Source organism: Proteus sp. G2669 (assembly GCF_009915245.1).
Classification (GTDB): domain Bacteria; phylum Pseudomonadota; class Gammaproteobacteria; order Enterobacterales; family Enterobacteriaceae; genus Proteus.
The window spans coordinates 95181-113997 of record NZ_JAABLX010000012.1 but is presented as its reverse complement, the minus strand read 5'-3'; the positions used below and the strand labels follow the sequence as shown (position 1 = coordinate 113997).

Annotated in this window: 20 protein-coding genes; 7 read left to right on the top strand and 13 right to left on the bottom strand. The window is 38.8% G+C overall.

From position 1 onward, the window contains the following. The 3 genes from GWI68_RS02705 to rfaQ are packed head-to-tail and all read right to left on the bottom strand — an operon-like array spanning position 1 to position 3289. The gene (locus tag GWI68_RS02705) at positions 1-1101 is read right to left on the bottom strand and encodes a glycosyltransferase (protein ID WP_166539303.1); all 1101 of its coding nucleotides are present in this window, start codon (positions 1099-1101) and stop codon (positions 1-3) included. Continuing rightward, on the bottom strand, positions 1098-2228 hold the full coding sequence (locus GWI68_RS02700) for a glycosyltransferase family 4 protein (RefSeq protein ID WP_166539302.1): 1131 nt from the start codon (positions 2226-2228) through the stop codon (positions 1098-1100). The genes GWI68_RS02705 and GWI68_RS02700 overlap by 4 nt, the downstream gene beginning before the upstream one ends. Next, a complete protein-coding gene (gene rfaQ / locus GWI68_RS02695; RefSeq protein WP_166539301.1) occupies positions 2225-3289 on the bottom strand; it encodes a putative lipopolysaccharide heptosyltransferase III in 1065 nt (354 codons plus the stop codon). Before rfaQ ends, GWI68_RS02700 begins: the two co-directional genes overlap by 4 nt. A 201-nt stretch (positions 3290-3490) precedes the next feature. On the opposite strand from rfaQ, the gene waaA reads away from it, so the two are divergent. Genes waaA through coaD form a run of 3 tightly spaced genes read left to right on the top strand, consistent with a single transcriptional unit; the run spans position 3491 to position 6022 of the window. Continuing rightward, complete coding sequence (waaA, locus tag GWI68_RS02690; RefSeq protein WP_166539300.1) at positions 3491-4768, top strand: lipid IV(A) 3-deoxy-D-manno-octulosonic acid transferase; 1278 nt, start codon at positions 3491-3493, stop codon at positions 4766-4768. Further along, entirely contained in the window at positions 4768-5547 is a 780-nt protein-coding gene (locus tag GWI68_RS02685; RefSeq protein WP_166539299.1) for a glycosyltransferase family 2 protein, read from the top strand. The genes waaA and GWI68_RS02685 overlap by 1 nt, the downstream gene beginning before the upstream one ends. Further along, positions 5537-6022, top strand: a complete 486-nt coding sequence (gene coaD, locus GWI68_RS02680; protein WP_109409857.1) for a pantetheine-phosphate adenylyltransferase — start codon at positions 5537-5539, stop codon at positions 6020-6022. The genes GWI68_RS02685 and coaD overlap by 11 nt, the downstream gene beginning before the upstream one ends. Here coaD and mutM read toward each other — a convergent pair. Further along, positions 6019-6843 (bottom strand): bifunctional DNA-formamidopyrimidine glycosylase/DNA-(apurinic or apyrimidinic site) lyase, encoded by an 825-nt coding sequence (gene mutM / locus GWI68_RS02675; protein ID WP_166539298.1) that lies wholly within the window; start codon positions 6841-6843, stop codon positions 6019-6021. The genes coaD and mutM overlap by 4 nt on opposite strands. 99 nt (positions 6844-6942) lie before the next feature. Here mutM and rfaL point away from each other — a divergent pair, with 99 nt between their 5' ends. After that, positions 6943-8202: an O-antigen ligase RfaL gene (gene rfaL / locus GWI68_RS02670; RefSeq protein ID WP_166539297.1), complete on the top strand. Its 1260-nt coding sequence runs from the start codon at positions 6943-6945 to the stop codon at positions 8200-8202. A 1-nt stretch (position 8203) separates the two neighbouring features. Here the strand turns inward: rfaL and GWI68_RS02665 are convergent, their stop codons facing one another. From GWI68_RS02665 to radC, 7 genes are all read right to left on the bottom strand, one after another. Next, on the bottom strand, positions 8204-9373 hold the full coding sequence (locus tag GWI68_RS02665; RefSeq protein ID WP_347877516.1) for a glycosyltransferase family 4 protein: 1170 nt from the start codon (positions 9371-9373) through the stop codon (positions 8204-8206). Next, entirely contained in the window at positions 9373-10476 is a 1104-nt protein-coding gene (locus GWI68_RS02660; RefSeq protein WP_166539295.1) for a glycosyltransferase family 4 protein, read from the bottom strand. Before GWI68_RS02660 ends, GWI68_RS02665 begins: the two co-directional genes overlap by 1 nt. 3 nt (positions 10477-10479) lie before the next feature. Continuing rightward, positions 10480-11481: a glycosyltransferase family 9 protein gene (locus GWI68_RS02655; protein ID WP_166539294.1), complete on the bottom strand. Its 1002-nt coding sequence runs from the start codon at positions 11479-11481 to the stop codon at positions 10480-10482. 215 nt (positions 11482-11696) lie between these two features. Further along, positions 11697-12824 carry a glycosyltransferase family 4 protein gene (locus tag GWI68_RS02650; protein ID WP_166539293.1) on the bottom strand — a complete coding sequence of 376 codons (1128 nt, stop codon included), beginning with the start codon at positions 12822-12824 and terminating at the stop codon, positions 11697-11699. 149 nt (positions 12825-12973) lie between these two features. Then, positions 12974-13141: a 50S ribosomal protein L33 gene (rpmG, locus tag GWI68_RS02645; RefSeq protein WP_006534250.1), complete on the bottom strand. Its 168-nt coding sequence runs from the start codon at positions 13139-13141 to the stop codon at positions 12974-12976. A gap of 11 nt (positions 13142-13152) precedes the next feature. Continuing rightward, positions 13153-13389: a 50S ribosomal protein L28 gene (rpmB, locus tag GWI68_RS02640; RefSeq protein ID WP_036914542.1), complete on the bottom strand. Its 237-nt coding sequence runs from the start codon at positions 13387-13389 to the stop codon at positions 13153-13155. Positions 13390-13636: 247 nt separating this feature from the next. After that, positions 13637-14308, bottom strand: a complete 672-nt coding sequence (gene radC, locus GWI68_RS02630; RefSeq protein ID WP_166539292.1) for a DNA repair protein RadC — start codon at positions 14306-14308, stop codon at positions 13637-13639. A gap of 296 nt (positions 14309-14604) precedes the next feature. Between radC and coaBC the strand changes: the two genes are divergently transcribed. The 3 genes from coaBC (at position 14605) to slmA (ending at position 16973) form a co-directional block, all read left to right on the top strand. Continuing rightward, positions 14605-15816: a bifunctional phosphopantothenoylcysteine decarboxylase/phosphopantothenate--cysteine ligase CoaBC gene (coaBC, locus tag GWI68_RS02625; protein ID WP_166539291.1), complete on the top strand. Its 1212-nt coding sequence runs from the start codon at positions 14605-14607 to the stop codon at positions 15814-15816. Continuing rightward, positions 15800-16258, top strand: coding sequence for a dUTP diphosphatase (gene dut / locus GWI68_RS02620; protein WP_109409849.1), 459 nt, complete (start codon positions 15800-15802; stop codon positions 16256-16258). Before coaBC ends, dut begins: the two co-directional genes overlap by 17 nt. A 112-nt stretch (positions 16259-16370) precedes the next feature. Then, positions 16371-16973, top strand: coding sequence for a nucleoid occlusion factor SlmA (gene slmA, locus GWI68_RS02615; RefSeq protein ID WP_166539290.1), 603 nt, complete (start codon positions 16371-16373; stop codon positions 16971-16973). A 307-nt stretch (positions 16974-17280) separates the two neighbouring features. On the opposite strand, the gene pyrE is transcribed toward slmA, so the two are convergent. Then, entirely contained in the window at positions 17281-17925 is a 645-nt protein-coding gene (pyrE, locus tag GWI68_RS02610; RefSeq protein ID WP_166539289.1) for an orotate phosphoribosyltransferase, read from the bottom strand. 80 nt (positions 17926-18005) lie between these two features. Further along, positions 18006-18722: a ribonuclease PH gene (gene rph, locus GWI68_RS02605; RefSeq protein WP_072070469.1), complete on the bottom strand. Its 717-nt coding sequence runs from the start codon at positions 18720-18722 to the stop codon at positions 18006-18008. Positions 18723-18817: the final 95 nt, after the last annotated feature.

The following is an 18817-nucleotide window of genomic DNA, read 5'->3' as shown; positions in this document are numbered from 1 at the left end:
TTACTTAATAAGTGATATGTACTGATCAATCACTTCATCAATATCAAATTTTTGGTACATTTCTGGTGTAATTTCAGGCGGCGTAAAATAAACCAATCGCATCTTTTCTGCTAACGATGCTGCATTTAGTTCTGCTTTATAATTAGCAAGCTCACCTTCCATAATTTCACCAATGCCACCAGGACAATTGGTACTCACAATCGGTGTATTACAAATCAAAGATTCAACCAATACATTGCCTAAACCTTCACTGTCAGAGCTTAAAACAACCGCTTTTGCATCATTAATAACAGCAAATGGGTTTGATAAAAAACCAATTAAACTCACCTTATCTTCTAAATTAAGCTCTGCTATTTTATTTTTAATTTTAGTTGTCACTTCAGAAGAGCCTTGTCCTGCAATAAATAATTTACAAGGTAAATCCGCTAACGCAAATGCTTCTAATAATCTGTCATGTCGTTTAACTTCATGAAAACGACCAATATGTAGTAAATAATCTTGCCCTTGATAAGAATTACTTTCTAAAGCTAAATTTCTAATTTCTTGAATATCAAACGGATTATAAATTGTTTTTAATTGTTGTGGTGATATCCCCACGTTTTGGATCAAATCCTGCCCAGCCGCATTGGAAACCGTAATAATATTTTTCCCTTGATATACTTTTTGGATCTTCTTTTGTTTTAACCAACGAGAAAAACCGGTTTTATTACCTAAATAAGATTGGGAAAATATACCATGAATGCAATACCACGTATTTTTATCTGCCAGCTCTTTAGATAAAGCAACAATCCTATCTGTCTTATGCAAATTCGAAACAACAAGTGATGGAATACCTTTACGTGCAAATAACGATTTTAGCGTATTATCCATTGATTTTGCCCGACGTTTCAGTTCAGTTTGTCGATGAAACAACCCACGGTAACTATCTGCATCAATCAATAATTCAATATTAGCGGGAATAGAATAATCACATTTTTCAGCTAAAGAGAGTAACGTAACGGTATAACCACGTTGGCTTAAACCATGACATAACCTGATAGTGACATTTTCAGCACCACCACCTGGTAATCCATCAATAATAAAAAGGATATGTTCCTTCATAAACTAAGAACCTTTTGGTAAAGCCCAATCAGTTGTTGAGATAAATGCTCTGGCGTATAAGGCAATATCTTATTTCGGGCGGCTTTAGACATTCTATTATCAAGATTATCGGCAGAAATTGTCTCTATTGCACTGACCATTGCCGAAATATCTAGTGCATCAGTGACAAAACCGTTAACACCTTGCTCAATAAATTCAGAGCCACCGCAAGTATAACTAGTGATCACTGGTAAACCACATGCCATTGCTTCTAAAACAACATTAGGAAAAGGATCATATAAAGTTGGTAACAATAAACCATCTGCCATTTGATATAAAGGTAAGGTGTCTTTTTGCACACCTAAAAAATGAACTCGATCATGACTTTTTAATTGATGAGCAAGTTGCTGATATTTTTTCTGCTCTTTATCTTGTCCAACCACAATCAAATGTGCACTTGTACAACTGATTGCTTCTATAGCCGCTTTTAAGCCTTTACGTTCAAACCCAGAACCCACATAAATAAAACATTTTGCTTCAACAGGAATATGGTATTGCTGGCGTAATTGCTCACGATAAAGTGTTGTTGCTGGAAAAAATCGCTGATTATCAATCGCATTATAAATTACACTAATGCGCTCACTTTCAATTCCAAAGTCTTCCATCACTTCACGTTTTACCATCTCTGAATTACATATAACGCGTTTTAGTTCTGGTGAATGATACATCTCTTTTTCAGCCTTCATTACATAGCGGTGATAACAACTATTAAGCAATAATTGACTACGTAATGGGCTTAAAATACGCGAACGCTGTAATAACCAGCGGTGATGAACACCATCTCCTGCACGATAAATATCGCATCCAGCGATACGTTCATGGCTTTGTACTAAATCGAACTTTTCTTTTTGCCAACACTGTCTTGCTGCTCGAGCAAAGCCTTTTTCACGGCTAATTCGCCCCCATTTCATTGGGTTGACAATATGAATATGCCACTGAGGTTGTACTGCACCAATCCATGAACGCGTGATCACATTAAGTTCTACAGCTTGATTATCTAATGCTTCAAGTGCTCGAGAAACAAATCGTTCAGCGCCTCCATCAGGTCGGTATTTTTGACGCACTATAGCCAATCGGAATGAATTCATTTTAGTTGTCCCCTTACGGCATTCAGTACATCTTCGACAGGTATTAAACTGAGATAACGCGTTTGTGTGTTGGTATTGACATCATCAGGATCGGGGAGTTCACCATAATTTCCCGCCCATAACACTTCGCCAATATGTTCCCATGGTGACCAATGAAATAATTTTGAAGGCCCAAAGAGTGCAATAAGGGGGGTTTTAAGTGCTGCGGCCATATGCATGGGAACGGAATCAACCCCAATAAATAAACGAGCATGATCAATTAACGCAGCAAGTTGCGGTAAAGAGAGTTGTCCTGATAATGAAACCACACTATTTGAAGTACACCCTTTAATTATAGTTTCAACCATCTCTTGCTCTCTTGGGTCGGGGCCAGATGTTAAAACAATTTGATTTCCTTCTTGTTCTAAAGCATCAATTAATTTCGACCATTTATTTTCATCCCAACATTTAAAAAACCATCGAGATGTAGGTTGAATAACAATATAACTCCCCAATACTTTATGTACTTTTAATTTTTCGGTAACAATATATTTATCTTGTTCACTGTACGCCATTGATACTTGAGTATCTATTTTAGGTAACTGTAATGGTTGCAAGAGCGCTAAATTTTGCTCAACAATATGTTTTTCATCTACAGAGCCTAGCGGGATCAAATGGGTAAAACATTTTTTCCAAATAGGGCTTTGACGTTTATAAATATCATATCCAACACGAATTTTAGCCCCCGTAAAACGGGTTATTATTGCGCTATTCCATTGATCAGCTAAGTTTATAACAACATCATATTGTTGATTTCTTAAATCGGTTATTAACTTCCATTCATGGCGTAACCTTGCCAGCTTCCCTTCATTTTTCCATGCTTTGTCTAGTACAAAGATATGATGAATAGAGGAAAAATGCTCGATCATTGGTATCGTTTCTTTATTGATTAAGATATCAACGTCAGCATTTGGAAAGTTAGCTTTTAATGTATTAATAACAGGAGTAATCAACAAAGTATCACCATGATGTCGTAACTTAATAATAAGAATCCTTTGTATTAACTTCATTTTTTCACTCATAACATTCCAAATGGACTTGAATAATTAGCAATGTGATTTGATTATAAAAAAAATTCTATCAAGTTTCCTGAATAAAGCCTGTTAAAATTAATAAAAAAGCATTATACCGCGTTGTTTAATGCCACAACGTTTGTTTTTACACACTTTCTACTACACAGTGTGATACTATAAGCGTTCGTCCAGATAAGTGAATTTGATAGCATGTTGTTGCGTTTATATCAGGTACTTCTTTACCTTATTCAACCTCTGATTTGGTTGCGTCTTTTATTACGCAGCCGTAAAGCACCCGCCTACCGAAAACGGTGGAGTGAGCGCTATGGCTTTTGCAAAGGCAAAGTCGTGCCTCAAGGGATATTATTGCATTCCGTCTCTGTGGGTGAAACTCTCGCCGCAGTACCGCTTGTTCGTGCCCTTCGCCATCACTATCCTGATTTACCTATAACAGTCACTACCATGACTCCGACAGGTTCAGAGCGTGTGCGTTCTGCGTTTGGTGATGATGTTTACCATGTCTATCTTCCTTATGATTTACCAGGCTCAGTTAATCGTTTTCTTAAAACGGTCGATCCCAAATTGGTTATCATTATGGAAACAGAATTGTGGCCTAATCTGATTTCAAAACTGCATCAACGAAAAATTCCGTTGATTATTGCCAATGCACGTTTATCAGAACGCTCTGCTGCCGGTTATCAAAAATTAGGTAGTTTTGTCAAAACAATGCTCCAAAAAATCACCTTAATCGCAGCTCAAAACCAAGAAGATGGTGAGCGTTTTATCGAATTAGGGCTTAAACGTTCACATTTACATGTTACAGGTAGCCTAAAATTTGATATTTCTGTTACCCCTGAATTAGCCGCAAGAGCCGTTGCTTTACGTCGCCAGTGGGCAGCTCACCGCCCTGTTTGGATTGCAACCAGTACGCATGAAGGTGAAGAAACCATTATTTTAGAGACACATAAAAAGCTTCTGACACAATTTCCACAACTTTTATTAATTTTAGTTCCTCGACACCCAGAACGTTTTCCTAAAGCTGAACAATTAACACGCGATGCGGGGTTAAAGTATACCTTACGCAGTACTGATGCTGTTCCTGATGCACAAACTCAAGTCGTTATTGGCGACACCATGGGTGAACTGATGTTGCTCTATGGCATTGCAGATCTGGCTTTTGTGGGGGGAAGTTTAGTCGAGCGTGGTGGTCATAATCCTTTAGAAGCTGCAGCTCATGCTATCCCAGTTATTATGGGGCCTCATACTTTTAATTTTAAAAATATCTGTGCCAAACTCGATCAAGCTGAAGGGTTAATTACTGTTACAGACAGTGAATCGATGGCGACGGCTATTGCCTCATTACTTAACGATGAAGATTATCGTCGTTATTATGGTCGCCATGCTGTTGAAGTGCTTCATGAAAATCAAGGTGCATTACTACGTTTACTCACCTTACTTTCACCCTATCTTCCCCCTCGGAGTCACTAATGAGCCAGAGTAAGCGCCTTTCTGTGGTGATGATCAGTAAAAATGTTGCTGATGTCATTGGTGAATGCTTAGACTCTGTGCAATGGGCGGATGAAATCATTGTGTTAGATTCGGGAAGTCAAGATGACACCTGTCATATTGCAATAGAAAAAGGGGCGAAAGTCTTTGTCAACAGTGAGTGGCCAGGATTTGGTAAACAGCGTCAATTAGCACAACAATATGCCACGGGTGATTATATTTTTATGATCGATAGTGACGAACGTGTCACTCCTGAGCTAAAAAACAGTATCCTCGCGATACTGCAACAACCTGAAGAAAATGTGGTTTATAACTGTGCTCGCCGTAACTTGTTTATGGGTCGGTTTATGAAACACAGCGGTTGGTATCCCGATAAAGTCACACGTTTATATGCTCGTGAACATTATCAATACAACAATAATTTGGTTCATGAATCGTTAGAAACTCAAGGCGCAACAGTCAAAACATTGCAAGGTGATCTTTTACATCTAACTTGCCGTGATTTAATGGAGTTTCAGCAAAAACAGCTAAAATATGCCACCGAATGGGCAAAACAGCGTTATCAACAAGGTAAAAGAACCCGTTATGGCGCTATCTTAGGTCATACATTAGGTGCTTTTTTTAAGACTTGGTTGTTAAGAATGGGGTTTTTAGATGGAAAACAAGGTTTAATATTGGCATTTGTTAATGCACAGTATACCTTTAATAAATACGCCTCTTTATGGGAACTCAGCCAGAATACTGTAAATCATGAAAAATAAAGCTATCTACCCCGGAACCTTTGATCCTATCACTTATGGTCATATCGATATTTTAACTCGTGCGGCAGGCATGTTTGATACCGTTTTATTGGCTATTGCGGATAGCGCCCGTAAAAATCCGATGTTTACCTTAGAAGAACGCGTCAATTTAGCCAGAGAAGTCACAGATCATTTACCGAATGTTGAAGTGGTGGGTTTTAGTGAGCTAATGGCAAATTTTGCTAAACAGCAACAAGCAACGATTTTAATTCGTGGTGTACGTAGCGTTTCTGACTTTGAATATGAATGGCAACTGGCGAATATGAACCGTCATTTTGCACCTGATCTTGATAGTGTATTTTTACTGCCCTCTCAAAACCTTTCTTTTGTCTCTTCATCTTTAATTAAAGATGTGGCACGCCATGACGGGGATGTTTCTACGTTTTTACCTGAAGTTGTCACCACTGCAATGCTAAAAAAACTCGGCAAAATTTAACGCTCGTTGTCACCATGTTGGCAATGTCGGCAGAAAAATGTGCTACGTTGCCCTTGCTTTATACTTTCAATCTGTTGCCCACAAATTAAGCAAGGTTTGTCTTTACGCCCATAAACAAAGAGCTCTTGTGCAAAATAGCCAGGCTTACCATCAGACTGCAGAAAATCTTTAAGTGTTGTGCCACCTTGCTCAATGGAGCGCGTCAATACTCGTTTAATCGCAGCCACCAGCACCGTACACTCTTCTTGCGTTAAGCTATTAGCTTTTCTATCAGGCATAATTCCCGATGAAAATAGCGCCTCGTTAGCATAAATATTGCCGACACCAACGACTAATTTATTATCCATTAACCACGGTTTGATAGCTGTTTTTTTATTTTTCGACTGTTGATATAGGTATTCGGCGTTAAATTCATCAGAAAGTGGCTCTGGCCCTAAATGAGCTAATACTGAGCAGGTTGTCAAATCTTCACACCATAACCAAGCACCAAAGCGTCGTGGATCGGTATAACGCAATACTTTGCCATCACGAAAAATTAAATCGATATGATCGTGTTTTTCCTCAGGCTGTTCCTCTAATAAAATACGCACACTACCTGACATTCCTAAATGGATAATAATCCATCCTGTATTAAGCTCTATTAATAGGTATTTAGCGCGACGTTTCACACTTAAAATAGGCTCATCCAGTAAGGTTTTTATTTTTTCAGAAACGGGCCAGCGTAATTTACTATTACGCACAATGGCATAGTGCAACACATTGCCCACAATGTGAGGTTCAATACCTCGGCGACTGGTTTCAACTTCTGGCAATTCAGGCACAGGTGGCTCCATTATTATCAGATAAGAGATACAGCGATAACATCATTTTTATTGTATGATCAGTTTCCCTAAAAGTAGAAAGGACGATAGCAGATTATTATGATGTTGTTTAAAGACTATAGTAAAAAATCCCTTTGGAATTTATCCATTATCGGGCTTTACATTATATTGATCTACTTACCGGATATCACCCGTTATAAAAATATTGTAATGGGATTAATCGGTGCAACGGCACTGTGGTATCTGGTGCGTGATTTTAAGGCTATCGGTAAAATATTTAAAAATAATCTGTCATTTTCACTGCTATTTTTATTGCTGGTAATTGGTTATTCCATACTAATTTCTGTCGAGCCTAATATCAGTATAAAAGAGATTAATAAGCCGATACTCAATGGATTACTACTTTTTGCCGTGACCTTCCCAATTGTGCTGTACAAAGAGAAACCTGCTGATATTGCCAAGATGGTGATGGTGGCTTTTGCGATTGGGTTGCTGGTGATTATGGCAAAAGAACTGGTGCAGTATTACTTGGAGTATCAAAGGAATATCTTACCATTTACGACTCAAAGCCAGTTACAACATAGAGAAATATCCTACACACTCCTGTTTTTCTTCCCAATAATATTATCTCTATGGTCAACAAAAAAAAATAACTCCGTTATTAATTGGTTATTATTGATTCTTGTAAGTATATTTTTCCTTTTTACTATATTGGGTACCTTAGCACGAGGTGCTTGGGTCGCATTAGCGATTAGTACATTACTTATCTTAATTATTAACCGTCAAAGACTTTTACTTCTAATTTGTTTAATCTCTTGCACTCTTTTGTATTTTAATACAACACAAATATTCACTAACCAAATTTTTAGTAAAAAATTTCAGTATAAATTAACCAACGTAAATAGTGGTCATAGATTTAACAATGGCACTCAGGGCTCAGCTTTAGATCTTATTTTAGAACACCCCATAAAAGGTTATGGCTATGGTAATCAGCTTTACCATAACGTCTATAATGAAAAAGTTAAAGATTATCCTAATTGGAAATTTAAAAAATCCATTGGTCCTCATAATATCTTTTTAGCTTTCTGGTTTGCCGGTGGTGTTTTAGGGCTATTTGGTATTCTTTATTTTTGCTCTTCAATAATTGCCCAAGGTATCCAACTAATAAGAAAAAACCAAGGGGTTATTCGTCAAGCCTCCTTGGTGCTACTGATGTCATTTTTAGGAGTCTATGTATTGCGAGGGTTATTTGAAAATGCCTATATCAATCAAGTGGGTATTTTGGTAGGATTAATGCTAGCATTACGTCATGCCTTACTCAATAATCAATCAGTCTCACCATCAGATAAACAACAATAGGTTACTTAATTAACTTCTCTATTGTTTTTAATATAGTCTCTGCCCGCTTATCCCAGTTGTAATAGTTTTCAACTAGAGAGCGGGCATGAGTTGTTTTTTCTTTAGCTCGTTGCGGGTTTTCTCTTAGCTGTATTATCTGTTTTGCAAAACTCTGCGCATCACCACTATCGGCGAAACTCACCGCTTTCTCATCCACAACATCACGAATTGAAGGAAAATCTGAAATTACTACAGGTTTTTCCATCGCCATATATTCAAATAACTTAAGAGGTGAAGTGTAACGACTTCCAATGCTAGTTAATGTAAGCGGAAGTACACAGATATCGTGTTGACCAATTGCTTCAAAGCGTTTTTTGGGATCAATAAATCCCAAGAAATTCACTTTATCTTTTACATCCATTTCTTGAGCTAATAAAGTTAATCCTTCAATCTGTTCTGGTGTACCACCCGCAATATTAAGTCGTGCATTATCAAGATATTTCATTGCTCGCATCATGGTTGGAATGCCTTTCCATTTATGCAAACTCCCTAAATACAATACCTCAGTAAAGTTTTTCTCAGAAATTAGCGGCTTGACCTGATAATCAGCCACAGCATGTAAATCAACTCCATCAGGAACCACTGTTATTGGCGTAGTAACTTGATACTGCGAAACAATATCATCTCTTAACAATGAAGTAAGAACAAAAATACCCGTCGCTCGGCTGTAAACTAATTTCTCCATTTTTAATAGCTTATGATATTTAGCACGATTCTTTTTTTTCTCAAATGAATGAGACTCTGCAAAAGATTGAGCGAAAATTTCATGGCTTTCAAAAAAGAGAGGAATTTCTGGATAATTTTCACAAAGATAACAAGCTAGTTTTAAATTACGGGTAAACAACGCATCAACGTTATTTTGCTTTACCCAACGAGTGATCTGTAATGAGAAAAGTTTTTGTGAATTAAATGGAAAATACCATTTACGGCGAATATCTCTTAAAGAAACTAAACTCGCATTAGTATGAATTGAACGACCTAATATATCACTATCTCGATATTGCCCTTTAGGTGTGACTAATGTCACTTGAGCACCGGCTCGAGCAAATGCATCCACATTTTGTAAAATTTGTAATGAAGCCACACGTAAGTCAGGCACTGGATAAGGATCAAGATAGGCAATTTTCATAATTATGACGCCAATGCCTGCAATAAACGTTGCGCAGAGTGTTGCCAAGTATAACGTGATTCAATGCGTAGACGAGCCAGCTCTCCCATGCTTTTACCTCTATCTGGTAATGTGCGCAGATGATTAATCGCCATCACAATTTCATCGGCATTACCTGGTGCGACGAGAACCCCAGCGGTACCTTCATTACCTACCACCTCAGGAATACCCCCGATATGGCTTGCAATAACAGGTTTTGCACACGCCATCGCTTCTGCAATCGTAATACCGAAAGCTTCATCTCCTGTACTCGGAAAAATACCTGCGTCACTTGCTGCATAAAATTCTGGTAATACGTTATGTTCGACAGGTTGATGAAAAATAACTTGTTCTGCAATGCCTTTAGAAATTGCTTTCTTTTTTAATCGTTCAAGATCATCACCAGCACCGATAATCAGAAGTTTAACATCTTCACCTTTTAACTGCTCGATGGCATCAATTGCGACACTCAAGCCCTTCCAACCCACTAACCGTCCTGCAAATGAGAGTAAAAAAGTAGACTCATTGATCCCTAATTGCTCACGCAATGACGTGGTCATAGGTTTAAACTTTTCAATATCCACACCATTATAAATCACGTTTGGAAACTGCTTAAAATGATGTTGGATTTGCCAAGCATTAAAATGGCTACATGCAACCCATGCTGAAATCTTTTTACCTAACCTGCGATCACCTTTAAAAAAACTGGTTCCCCCACTCATATAACAAAAGCGAGTTGATGATGATTTAGGCATCATAGAAGGCCAAAAAAAATCAAAAGGCTTCGTTAAAATCACCCAATCAAAATGTTGGCTGATCACCTCTTTTTTGGCATGTCGCGCAAAAGTATAACGCTCAACAATACGACGAAAACGCCCACCAAGATCAATCACTTTATCTCTTGGGGTATAAGGGTAAGTGTGAACCTGTATTTGGCGTCCTGCCAGATTGTGTCGAATATCGCCATTGCCACCATAAAGATGAACTTCATGACCAGCATCATGCAATTGCTTAGCCAGTTCCCAAACCGCTGCTTGGATCCCGCCATAAGACATGGTGATTGTGACATCAATTATACCGATCTTCATGAATTACTTTTTCACCTTCATTCCATCAATGATATTACGCACTGCATTCCACACTTCTTCAACTGATATTTCAGCCATATTGTCTTCGCGACGAGCATTTTCCAACGAGGTTGGGTGTTGGATAACCTGACAACAAGAATGTTGTAATGGCGCTAAATAGCATCCTGGGTGATAGCTATGGTATAACGCCACCATTGGGATATCTAAAGCCCCTGCTAAATGTGTAGGCCCTGTATCTACCCCTACATAAAGCGATAAATTTGCCATAATTGCCGCATTTTGTCGCATTGAAACTCGACCAGCTAAGGCTAAACAGCGCTCTTCACCCATTTTTTTAGCTAAATCAATGGAGAGTTGTTCACTTTCCTTACTACCTAATAGCAAGAAATACGTACTCGCGTCATGGGAAATTATCTGCTTTGCTAATTGTAGAAAATTTTCCACCGGCCAATCTCTATAGGCCTTAGCCGGAAAGCTCTGTAATTGAAAACCAATAATATTCTTATTAATTAATGAATTATCTTTTAAAAATTGTTGTGCAAAACTCGCTTCTTCATCACTGATAAAGTAACGTAACTGCCAACAACTCGGATAAATCCCTAACACATTAATTAATAAGGCACGTTCTTTTTGTGCAACCATCGGCAATTTGGGACGTTCAACCCAAGTCACATCAGTTTGCTGTTGCGACTTATCAGAAAAAGCCACAGTATGGTGAGATTGACGACGTGCATAGTTCACCAACTCACTATCATTGCCATATACTAGCGCTAAATCATAAGGCTTATGAGGTAACCAGCCTGCCCAAATAGCTCTTTTTTTAGAAAAATGTCTAATACAATCAATATCAGGATTATGCTCAAGAATGCATGCACTACGTTTATGTGCAAGCACATGAATATGAGCATTAGGCCAACGCTGTTTTAATGCATGGATAACCGGTGTGATAAGTAATGTATCACCGAAACGGGCTATCGCTATAACCAATATATTATTTGGATCCATATGCTTTTTATTTGGCTTAAATGATACATTTACTTCTCAGACTATACACTAAAAAGTATTACAAATATTCATCAATAAGATGAATACACTAAGTTATAATAGAGACTCTAAGTCATTCAAGGTGTACCTAGTACGAATAAATGTAGTCAACCATACGACAACTTAAAGTATGATGAGTAGAGATAATCGTTTCACGACTTTATTATCAACATTAATCATACTGATTTATTTTTATCGTTAATTGCCTGAATAAAGATCCTTTCCATCTTATCTAGCATATTATCCAAGCCAAATCGTGAAACAGCATGTTCAAGCGCGGCTTTTCCCATCTGTTCACGTAATTGTTCTGAGCCCATTAATTTAGCTAAATGGCTTGTTAGTGCTTCTTGTTCTTGCGGCGCCAATGTAAAACCCGTTTTACCATCAATAACAGCTTCGCTAATAGCTCCCACCGTTGTAGAAACAACAGGTAAACCACAAGCCATTGCTTGCATAATGCCTTGAGGTACACCTTCATTACCAAAAGAAGGTAATGCAAAGAGATCCATTGCATTTAAACAATCAGGCACATCATTACGATTACCTAAAAAGAAAATACTTTGCGCTAATCCCGCATTTTCAACCATTGGCTCTAAATTTTTACGCTGAGGTCCATCACCGACAAAAATTAATTGCCAATCGGGAAACTGCTGATGTAATGATTTCCATGCTTCAACTAAATATTTATGCCCTTTCCACACTCGCATAGTCGCCACTATCCCTAATGTTGGTTTATTAGGGATACCTATTTTCGCTCTGGCATGCTGTTTATCCTGTGGAAAAAAACGTTGCAAATCAATACCAGTAGGTACTGATGTCATTTTTTCTAACGGAAATCGATTATGTTGATGCAGTGTATGACGTAATTTCTCACCTGTTGTCACAACATGGGCACTAGATGAAAGATAGAGCCAGCGAGTAGGTAGTGAACGAGAAACATCAGTAGAAACATGACGAGTTCGGACAACAACGGGTGAATGGCGTAATGTGGCACAAGAAACAGCTACTAGCCATGCATCGGTAGAGCTGTGAGTATTAATAACATCAAATTGTTGATGATGTAATTTCAGCCACTGACGGAGTGCTTTTAATGCAGAGAGACGTTTTTTTTCAATAGGTAATGTAAAAACATCAATGCCATAATCAGGTGCTGCTTTAGCAATTTTAGATGTTGGGCAGCACACCAGTGCAACTTTATGCCCTCTATGGATCATGCCTTGAGCTTCTGTCAGTATACGAATTTCCTGACCACCCCACCCACAAGATGATTCTGTATGTAATATTGATAACACTGACTTACTCATCCGCAATCCATTCACCTGATGATTCAAAAAGAGCCACAGTATAACTAAAGAGCGAGCGAAGATCACAATAGCTTTACTTTGTTATACTTAGCAGGCTTCAGATAACAAAAAACCCGACACTAAGGTCGGGTTTTTTAAGAAAACTAAAATTATTTAATTTTAGCTTCTTTATAAAGCACATGTTGACGAACAACTGGATCGAATTTTTTCATTTCCAGTTTTTCTGGCATAGTGCGTTTGTTCTTCGTAGTGGTATAGAAGTGACCTGTACCAGCAGAAGAGACGAGTTTAATTTTCTCGCGAATACCTTTAGCCATTTTTCAGCTCCTTAGAACTTCTCACCACGGGCACGTAAATCTGCTAATACAGATTCGATGCCTTTCTTATCAATCACACGCATACCTTTAGCAGATACACGCAGAGTTACGAAACGTTTCTCAGACTCAACCCAGAAACGGTGAGAGTGCAGGTTTGGCAGAAAACGGCGTTTAGTCGCGTTTAATGCGTGAGAGCGGTTGTTTCCACTCACAGGACGCTTGCCGGTAACTTGGCAGACTCGGGACATGTCTATTCTCCAAAAATCTAATCAGCTCGAGCTTTAATATCAGGTTTGACCGCCTCGTCAGGCTTTGGAGCCCATCTCAGCAACTTTTAACGATTGAAAAACTGTGTAAACACCTCAGAAAAAACTTGCTGAGATAGGCTCTTCTCGCCAAACCCAAGATCCTCAAAGGTGGCGTAGTATACGCCCAATGGCCTCAACGCTCAAGACCCGTACAAATAAAGATTGACAATAATTACAAAAATATTTGCTACAACCAACCTCGTTCTGCGAAAGAAACACAATTATCATGCCCTATCACAAGGTGATCCAGTACATTTACGCCCACTAATTGACAAGCAGCAAAAATTTTTTCTGTTATTTCTTTATCTGCGAGACTTGGTTCGCAAATACCAGAAGGGTGATTATGAGCAAGAATAATAGATGTTGCATTCTTTTTTATTGATTGACGAACAATTTCTCTGGGATGAACTTCTACTCGATTAATTGTACCTTTAAACATCTCTTCAAATGCAATCAATTGATTTTGATTATCAAGAAACAGTACCACAAACACTTCTCTGTCTCGCCAATGCAATAATTTTTGTAAGTAATGCTTTGTATCTTCTGAAGAAGATAATACATTTTTATACATAAATTGTGTTGTGGAAAAGCGCTGTGCCATCTCATTAATCGCTTGTAGCTGGGTAAATTTACCGATCCCTACACCTTTAAAGCGCCCTAACGTTTCATAATCAGCATTAATAACATGATAAAGAGAACCACACTCTTTAAGTAAAAAAGCCGCCAATTCTAATACAGATTTTTCATAAGTGCCGGTACGTAAAAAAAGCGCAAGTAACTCAATATCCGAAAGGGATCCCACGCCATAAAGTAACAATTTCTCTCTGGGTAAAAGCGCACTAACCGATTGATTTTCCATCCTTGGGCTCCTTATTAAGTAAAGGTTTTAGGGTTAGTAATTGATTTTATTTACATTAATCGCATTATTGTTTTTTCATTGCACATCATAAAACGCCAATCATAAAACAACTGTTGTTTTATACAGTCAATTTACTATAAACTGCTTATATTGTATGAAAAAGACACATATCAAAATTGTGCGAGATGACCCACAAAAATTTAATCAATAAAACATGAAGTTACATAGAATTCCGAATTCACGGATACCTTGTGGTAAAATTGCGGACAATTATTTATGTACTTAGGCATTTCATCATGACTACACTTCACAACAAAAAGATTATTCTTGGTATTAGTGGTGGTATTGCGGCCTATAAAGCACCTGAACTTGTCCGCCGTTTACGTGATAAAGGTGCTATTGTCCGTGTTGTAATGACACCTGCGGCACATGCTTTTGTCACACCATTATCATTACAAGCCGTTTCTGGCTTCCCTGTAGCAGATGACTTACTTGATCCTGCAGCAGAAGCCGCTATGGGGCATATTGAATTAGGCAAATGGGCTGATTTAATTCTACTTGCACCCGCTACTGCCGATCTTATTGCACGTTTGCGAGTGGGTATGGCAAATGATTTACTCACCACACTCTGTTTAGCGAGTAGCGCACCGATTGCCATTGCTCCAGCAATGAACCAGCAAATGTACAGAGCCACAATTACACAAGAAAATTTATCCGCTTTAGAGCAACGTGGCTGTTTAATTTGGGGGCCTGACTCTGGTAGTCAAGCTTGTGGTGATGTAGGGCCGGGACGAATGCTCGATCCTTTAGAGCTCGTCGCATTAGCTGAAAAACAACTTACTTTACAGCAACAAGATTTGGCGGGTAAAAAAATTACAATCACCGCAGGGCCTACTCGTGAAGCGCTAGATCCGGTACGTTTTATCAGCAACCATAGCTCTGGAAAAATGGGCTTTGCAATTGCACAAGCAGCCGCACTACGTGGAGCTGATGTCACACTTATCGCAGGCCCTGTCACATTACCGACACCCGCTTGTGTTAAACGTATCGACGTTGAAAGCGCACAAGACATGTATGAACAAGTGATGATGCTAGCGCCTTCACAAGATATTTTTATTGGTTGTGCAGCCGTTGCAGATTATCGCGCTAAACTTATTGCGACTGAAAAAATTAAAAAACAAGGTGATGAAGTCACCATCACTATGGTAAAAAACCCCGATATTGTCGCCAGTGTCGGAAAAATGATTGAGCACCGTCCTTTTGTTGTTGGATTTGCAGCCGAAACCCAGAATGTGGAAGAATATGCCCGCAAAAAACGAGAACAGAAACAGCTCGATTTAATCTGTGCCAATGATGTTTCATTAGAAAATCAAGGCTTTAACAGTGACAACAATGCATTACACCTTATTTGGGCTAATGGAGAAACGCGTTTACCACACAGTAGTAAAGCACAACTTAGCCATCGCCTACTTGACGAGATAGCCAAACACTATGATGAAAAAAATTGATGTTAAAATTCTTGATGCTCGTATTGGTCAAGAATATCCACTTCCTGCTTATGCCACAACAGGCTCTGCTGGTTTAGATTTACGTGCTTGCCTTGATGCACCATTGGTACTTGAACCAGGGCAAACTGAATTATTACCGACAGGTCTCGCTGTACATATTGCCGATGAAGGTTTAGCAGCAATGGTGCTTCCTCGTTCAGGCTTGGGCCATAAACACGGTGTTGTATTAGGTAACTTAGTTGGACTGATTGATTCTGACTACCAAGGTCAATTGATGGTGTCAGTTTGGAATCGTGGGCAGAAGGCGTTCACCATCGAACCAGGCGAGCGTATTGCTCAGATGGTTATCGTACCTGTCGTTCAAGCTGAATTTAATATTGTTGAAGATTTTACCGCAACGGAACGTGGTAGCGGTGGCTTTGGTCACTCCGGCCGCCAATAATAACGACGTCTTGCATTAATTATATCAATGACGATATCACTCCCTTTGCACTTAAAATTTGAGTGCAAAGGTTTACTGATTTGTTTTGCTTTTAGCAGGGGCCTTATCAGTCATGGCAGAAGAAAAAGAAACCAAAAAGAAAAGAAATAGACGGGATGAAATCTTACAATCACTTGCTCAAATGTTAGAGTCAAGTGATGGTAGCCAACGCATTACAACGGCAAAACTAGCTGCAACTGTCGGCGTATCTGAAGCGGCACTCTATCGACATTTCCCAAGTAAGACAAAAATGTTTGATAGTTTGATTGAGTTTATCGAAGATAGCTTAGTTTCTCGTATTAATTTGATCTTAAAAGATGAAAAAGAAACAATAGCCAGAATTCGCTTAATTCTCATCTTGATCCTCGGTTTTGCTGAAAAAAATCCAGGGCTATCCCGTATTTTAACGGGTCATGCTTTGATGTTTGAGCAAGACAGATTACAAGGCCGCATAAATCAACTTTATGAGCGTATTGAAGTTCAGCTTCGACAAGTTATCAAAGAGCGAAAAATTCGTGAAGGTAGTGCATTTTTACATGATGAAGCCTTACTTGCTTCACAACTACTCGCTTTTTGTGAAGGTATGTTAGCGCGTTTTGTGCGTACTGAATTTCGTTATCAACCGACCCTGGAATTTGAAGCTCGCTGGCCATTAATATTGGCACAATTACAATGAAATGATGGACTCGTGATTTAACTCAAGAATTTGAAATTGACATATATGCCGTTTTTTTCTTATTTGTGTTAACATGCGTCCTCTGGTACATAAGTACCTCAATGTATTTATCAGGAATGGCATTTGTGCAATTCCTACATTGTGGCATTAGCGAATCGCTTTGCCCCTGCTGTAAAAGTCCTTTTTATATTTCAATATCTGTGGTAATTATCACAGAAGATTCATTGTACTACTCACCCCGCCCATTATTGGGCGAGGGCTTTTTTTTACCTATAATCAACCATTTATTTATCGTATTTTAACTTTATTAATTAACGCCATAGCGCTCACGATAAGCTTTAACTGCAGGTAAATGCTCAGATAACGTTTCACTCTCACTTAGGTAGTTAATTAAATCATCTAGAGTAATAATCGAATACACTTGGCATTGATAGTCACGTTTTAACTCTTGTATTGCAGAAAGTTCTTCTCGCCCTTTCTCTTGTCTATCCAAGCTTAATAACACAGCAGAAAGCGTTGCATCATGCTGTTTAATAATTTCCATTGATTCACGAATAGCTGTACCTGCTGTGATAACATCATCAACAATCACAACATCACCTTTTAAAGGACTTCCTACTAATGTTCCCCCTTCACCATGATCTTTCGCTTCCTTACGATTAAAGCAATAAGGAATATCAATATCATGATGTTCAACTAATGCGACTGCCGTTGTAGTTGCAATGGGGATACCTTTATAAGCAGGCCCAAACAACACGTCACAAGGCACATTATTATCTAATAATGTTTGCGCATAGAATTGCCCCAGTAAAGCCAAATCACGCCCTGTATTAAATAAACCGGCATTAAAAAAGTAAGGACTCACTCGTCCTGATTTTAGTGTGAACTCACCAAATTTCAGCACATTTTTTGCTAATGCTAGTTCGATAAAGCGGCGTTGGTAGGCTTTCATTTTTTTCTCCTCTCTACGTTACTTGATGACAAATTTTAGGCATAAAAAAGGCGACTTCTCAGTCGCCTTAAATATAAAATCTATTGCTTAAGCGCCTCTTTTTGCGCTTCAAATATCTTCTCTAATCCCCCCTTCGCTAGGGCGAGTAAAGCAAGTAATTCTTCATGGCTAAATGGGGCGCCTTCTGCCGTACCTTGAACTTCAATCATACGACCATCATCAATCATCACCACATTCATATCAGTTTCTGCTGCAGAATCTTCAACATATTCAAGATCGCATAATGGTTCACCATCAACAATACCCACAGAAACTGCGGCTACCATTGATTTTAGGGGGCTTTTTTTCAGCTTACCTTCTTCAACCATTTTATTTAATGCATCAACTAATGCTACGCAAGCACCAGAGATAGACGCAGTACGTGTACCACCATCAGCTTGAATAACATCACAATCAACAGTGATGGTATATTCACCCAATGCTTTTAAATCAACCGCTGCACGTAATGAACGAGCAATTAAACGCTGAATTTCCATAGTGCGGCCGGTTTGTTTACCGCGAGCCGCTTCGCGTGCATTACGGCTATTGGTTGCACGAGGCAGCATACCGTATTCTGCGGTCACCCATCCTTGCCCTTGTCCTTTAAGAAAACGTGGTACACCGTCTTCTACAGTGGCGTTACACAAGACTTTAGTATCACCAAACTCAACTAATACAGAACCTTCAGCATGTTTTGTATAATGGCGAGTTATGGTAATAGGACGTACTTGGTCTGCTTGTCTGTCTGCTGGACGCATGGTGTTATCTCCGCTTTCTCTGACATATTGGGGGCGCATTATACGACCTAAAATGGCTTATGCCTATCCTGTATCGATGCCTAGGGTTATAATCG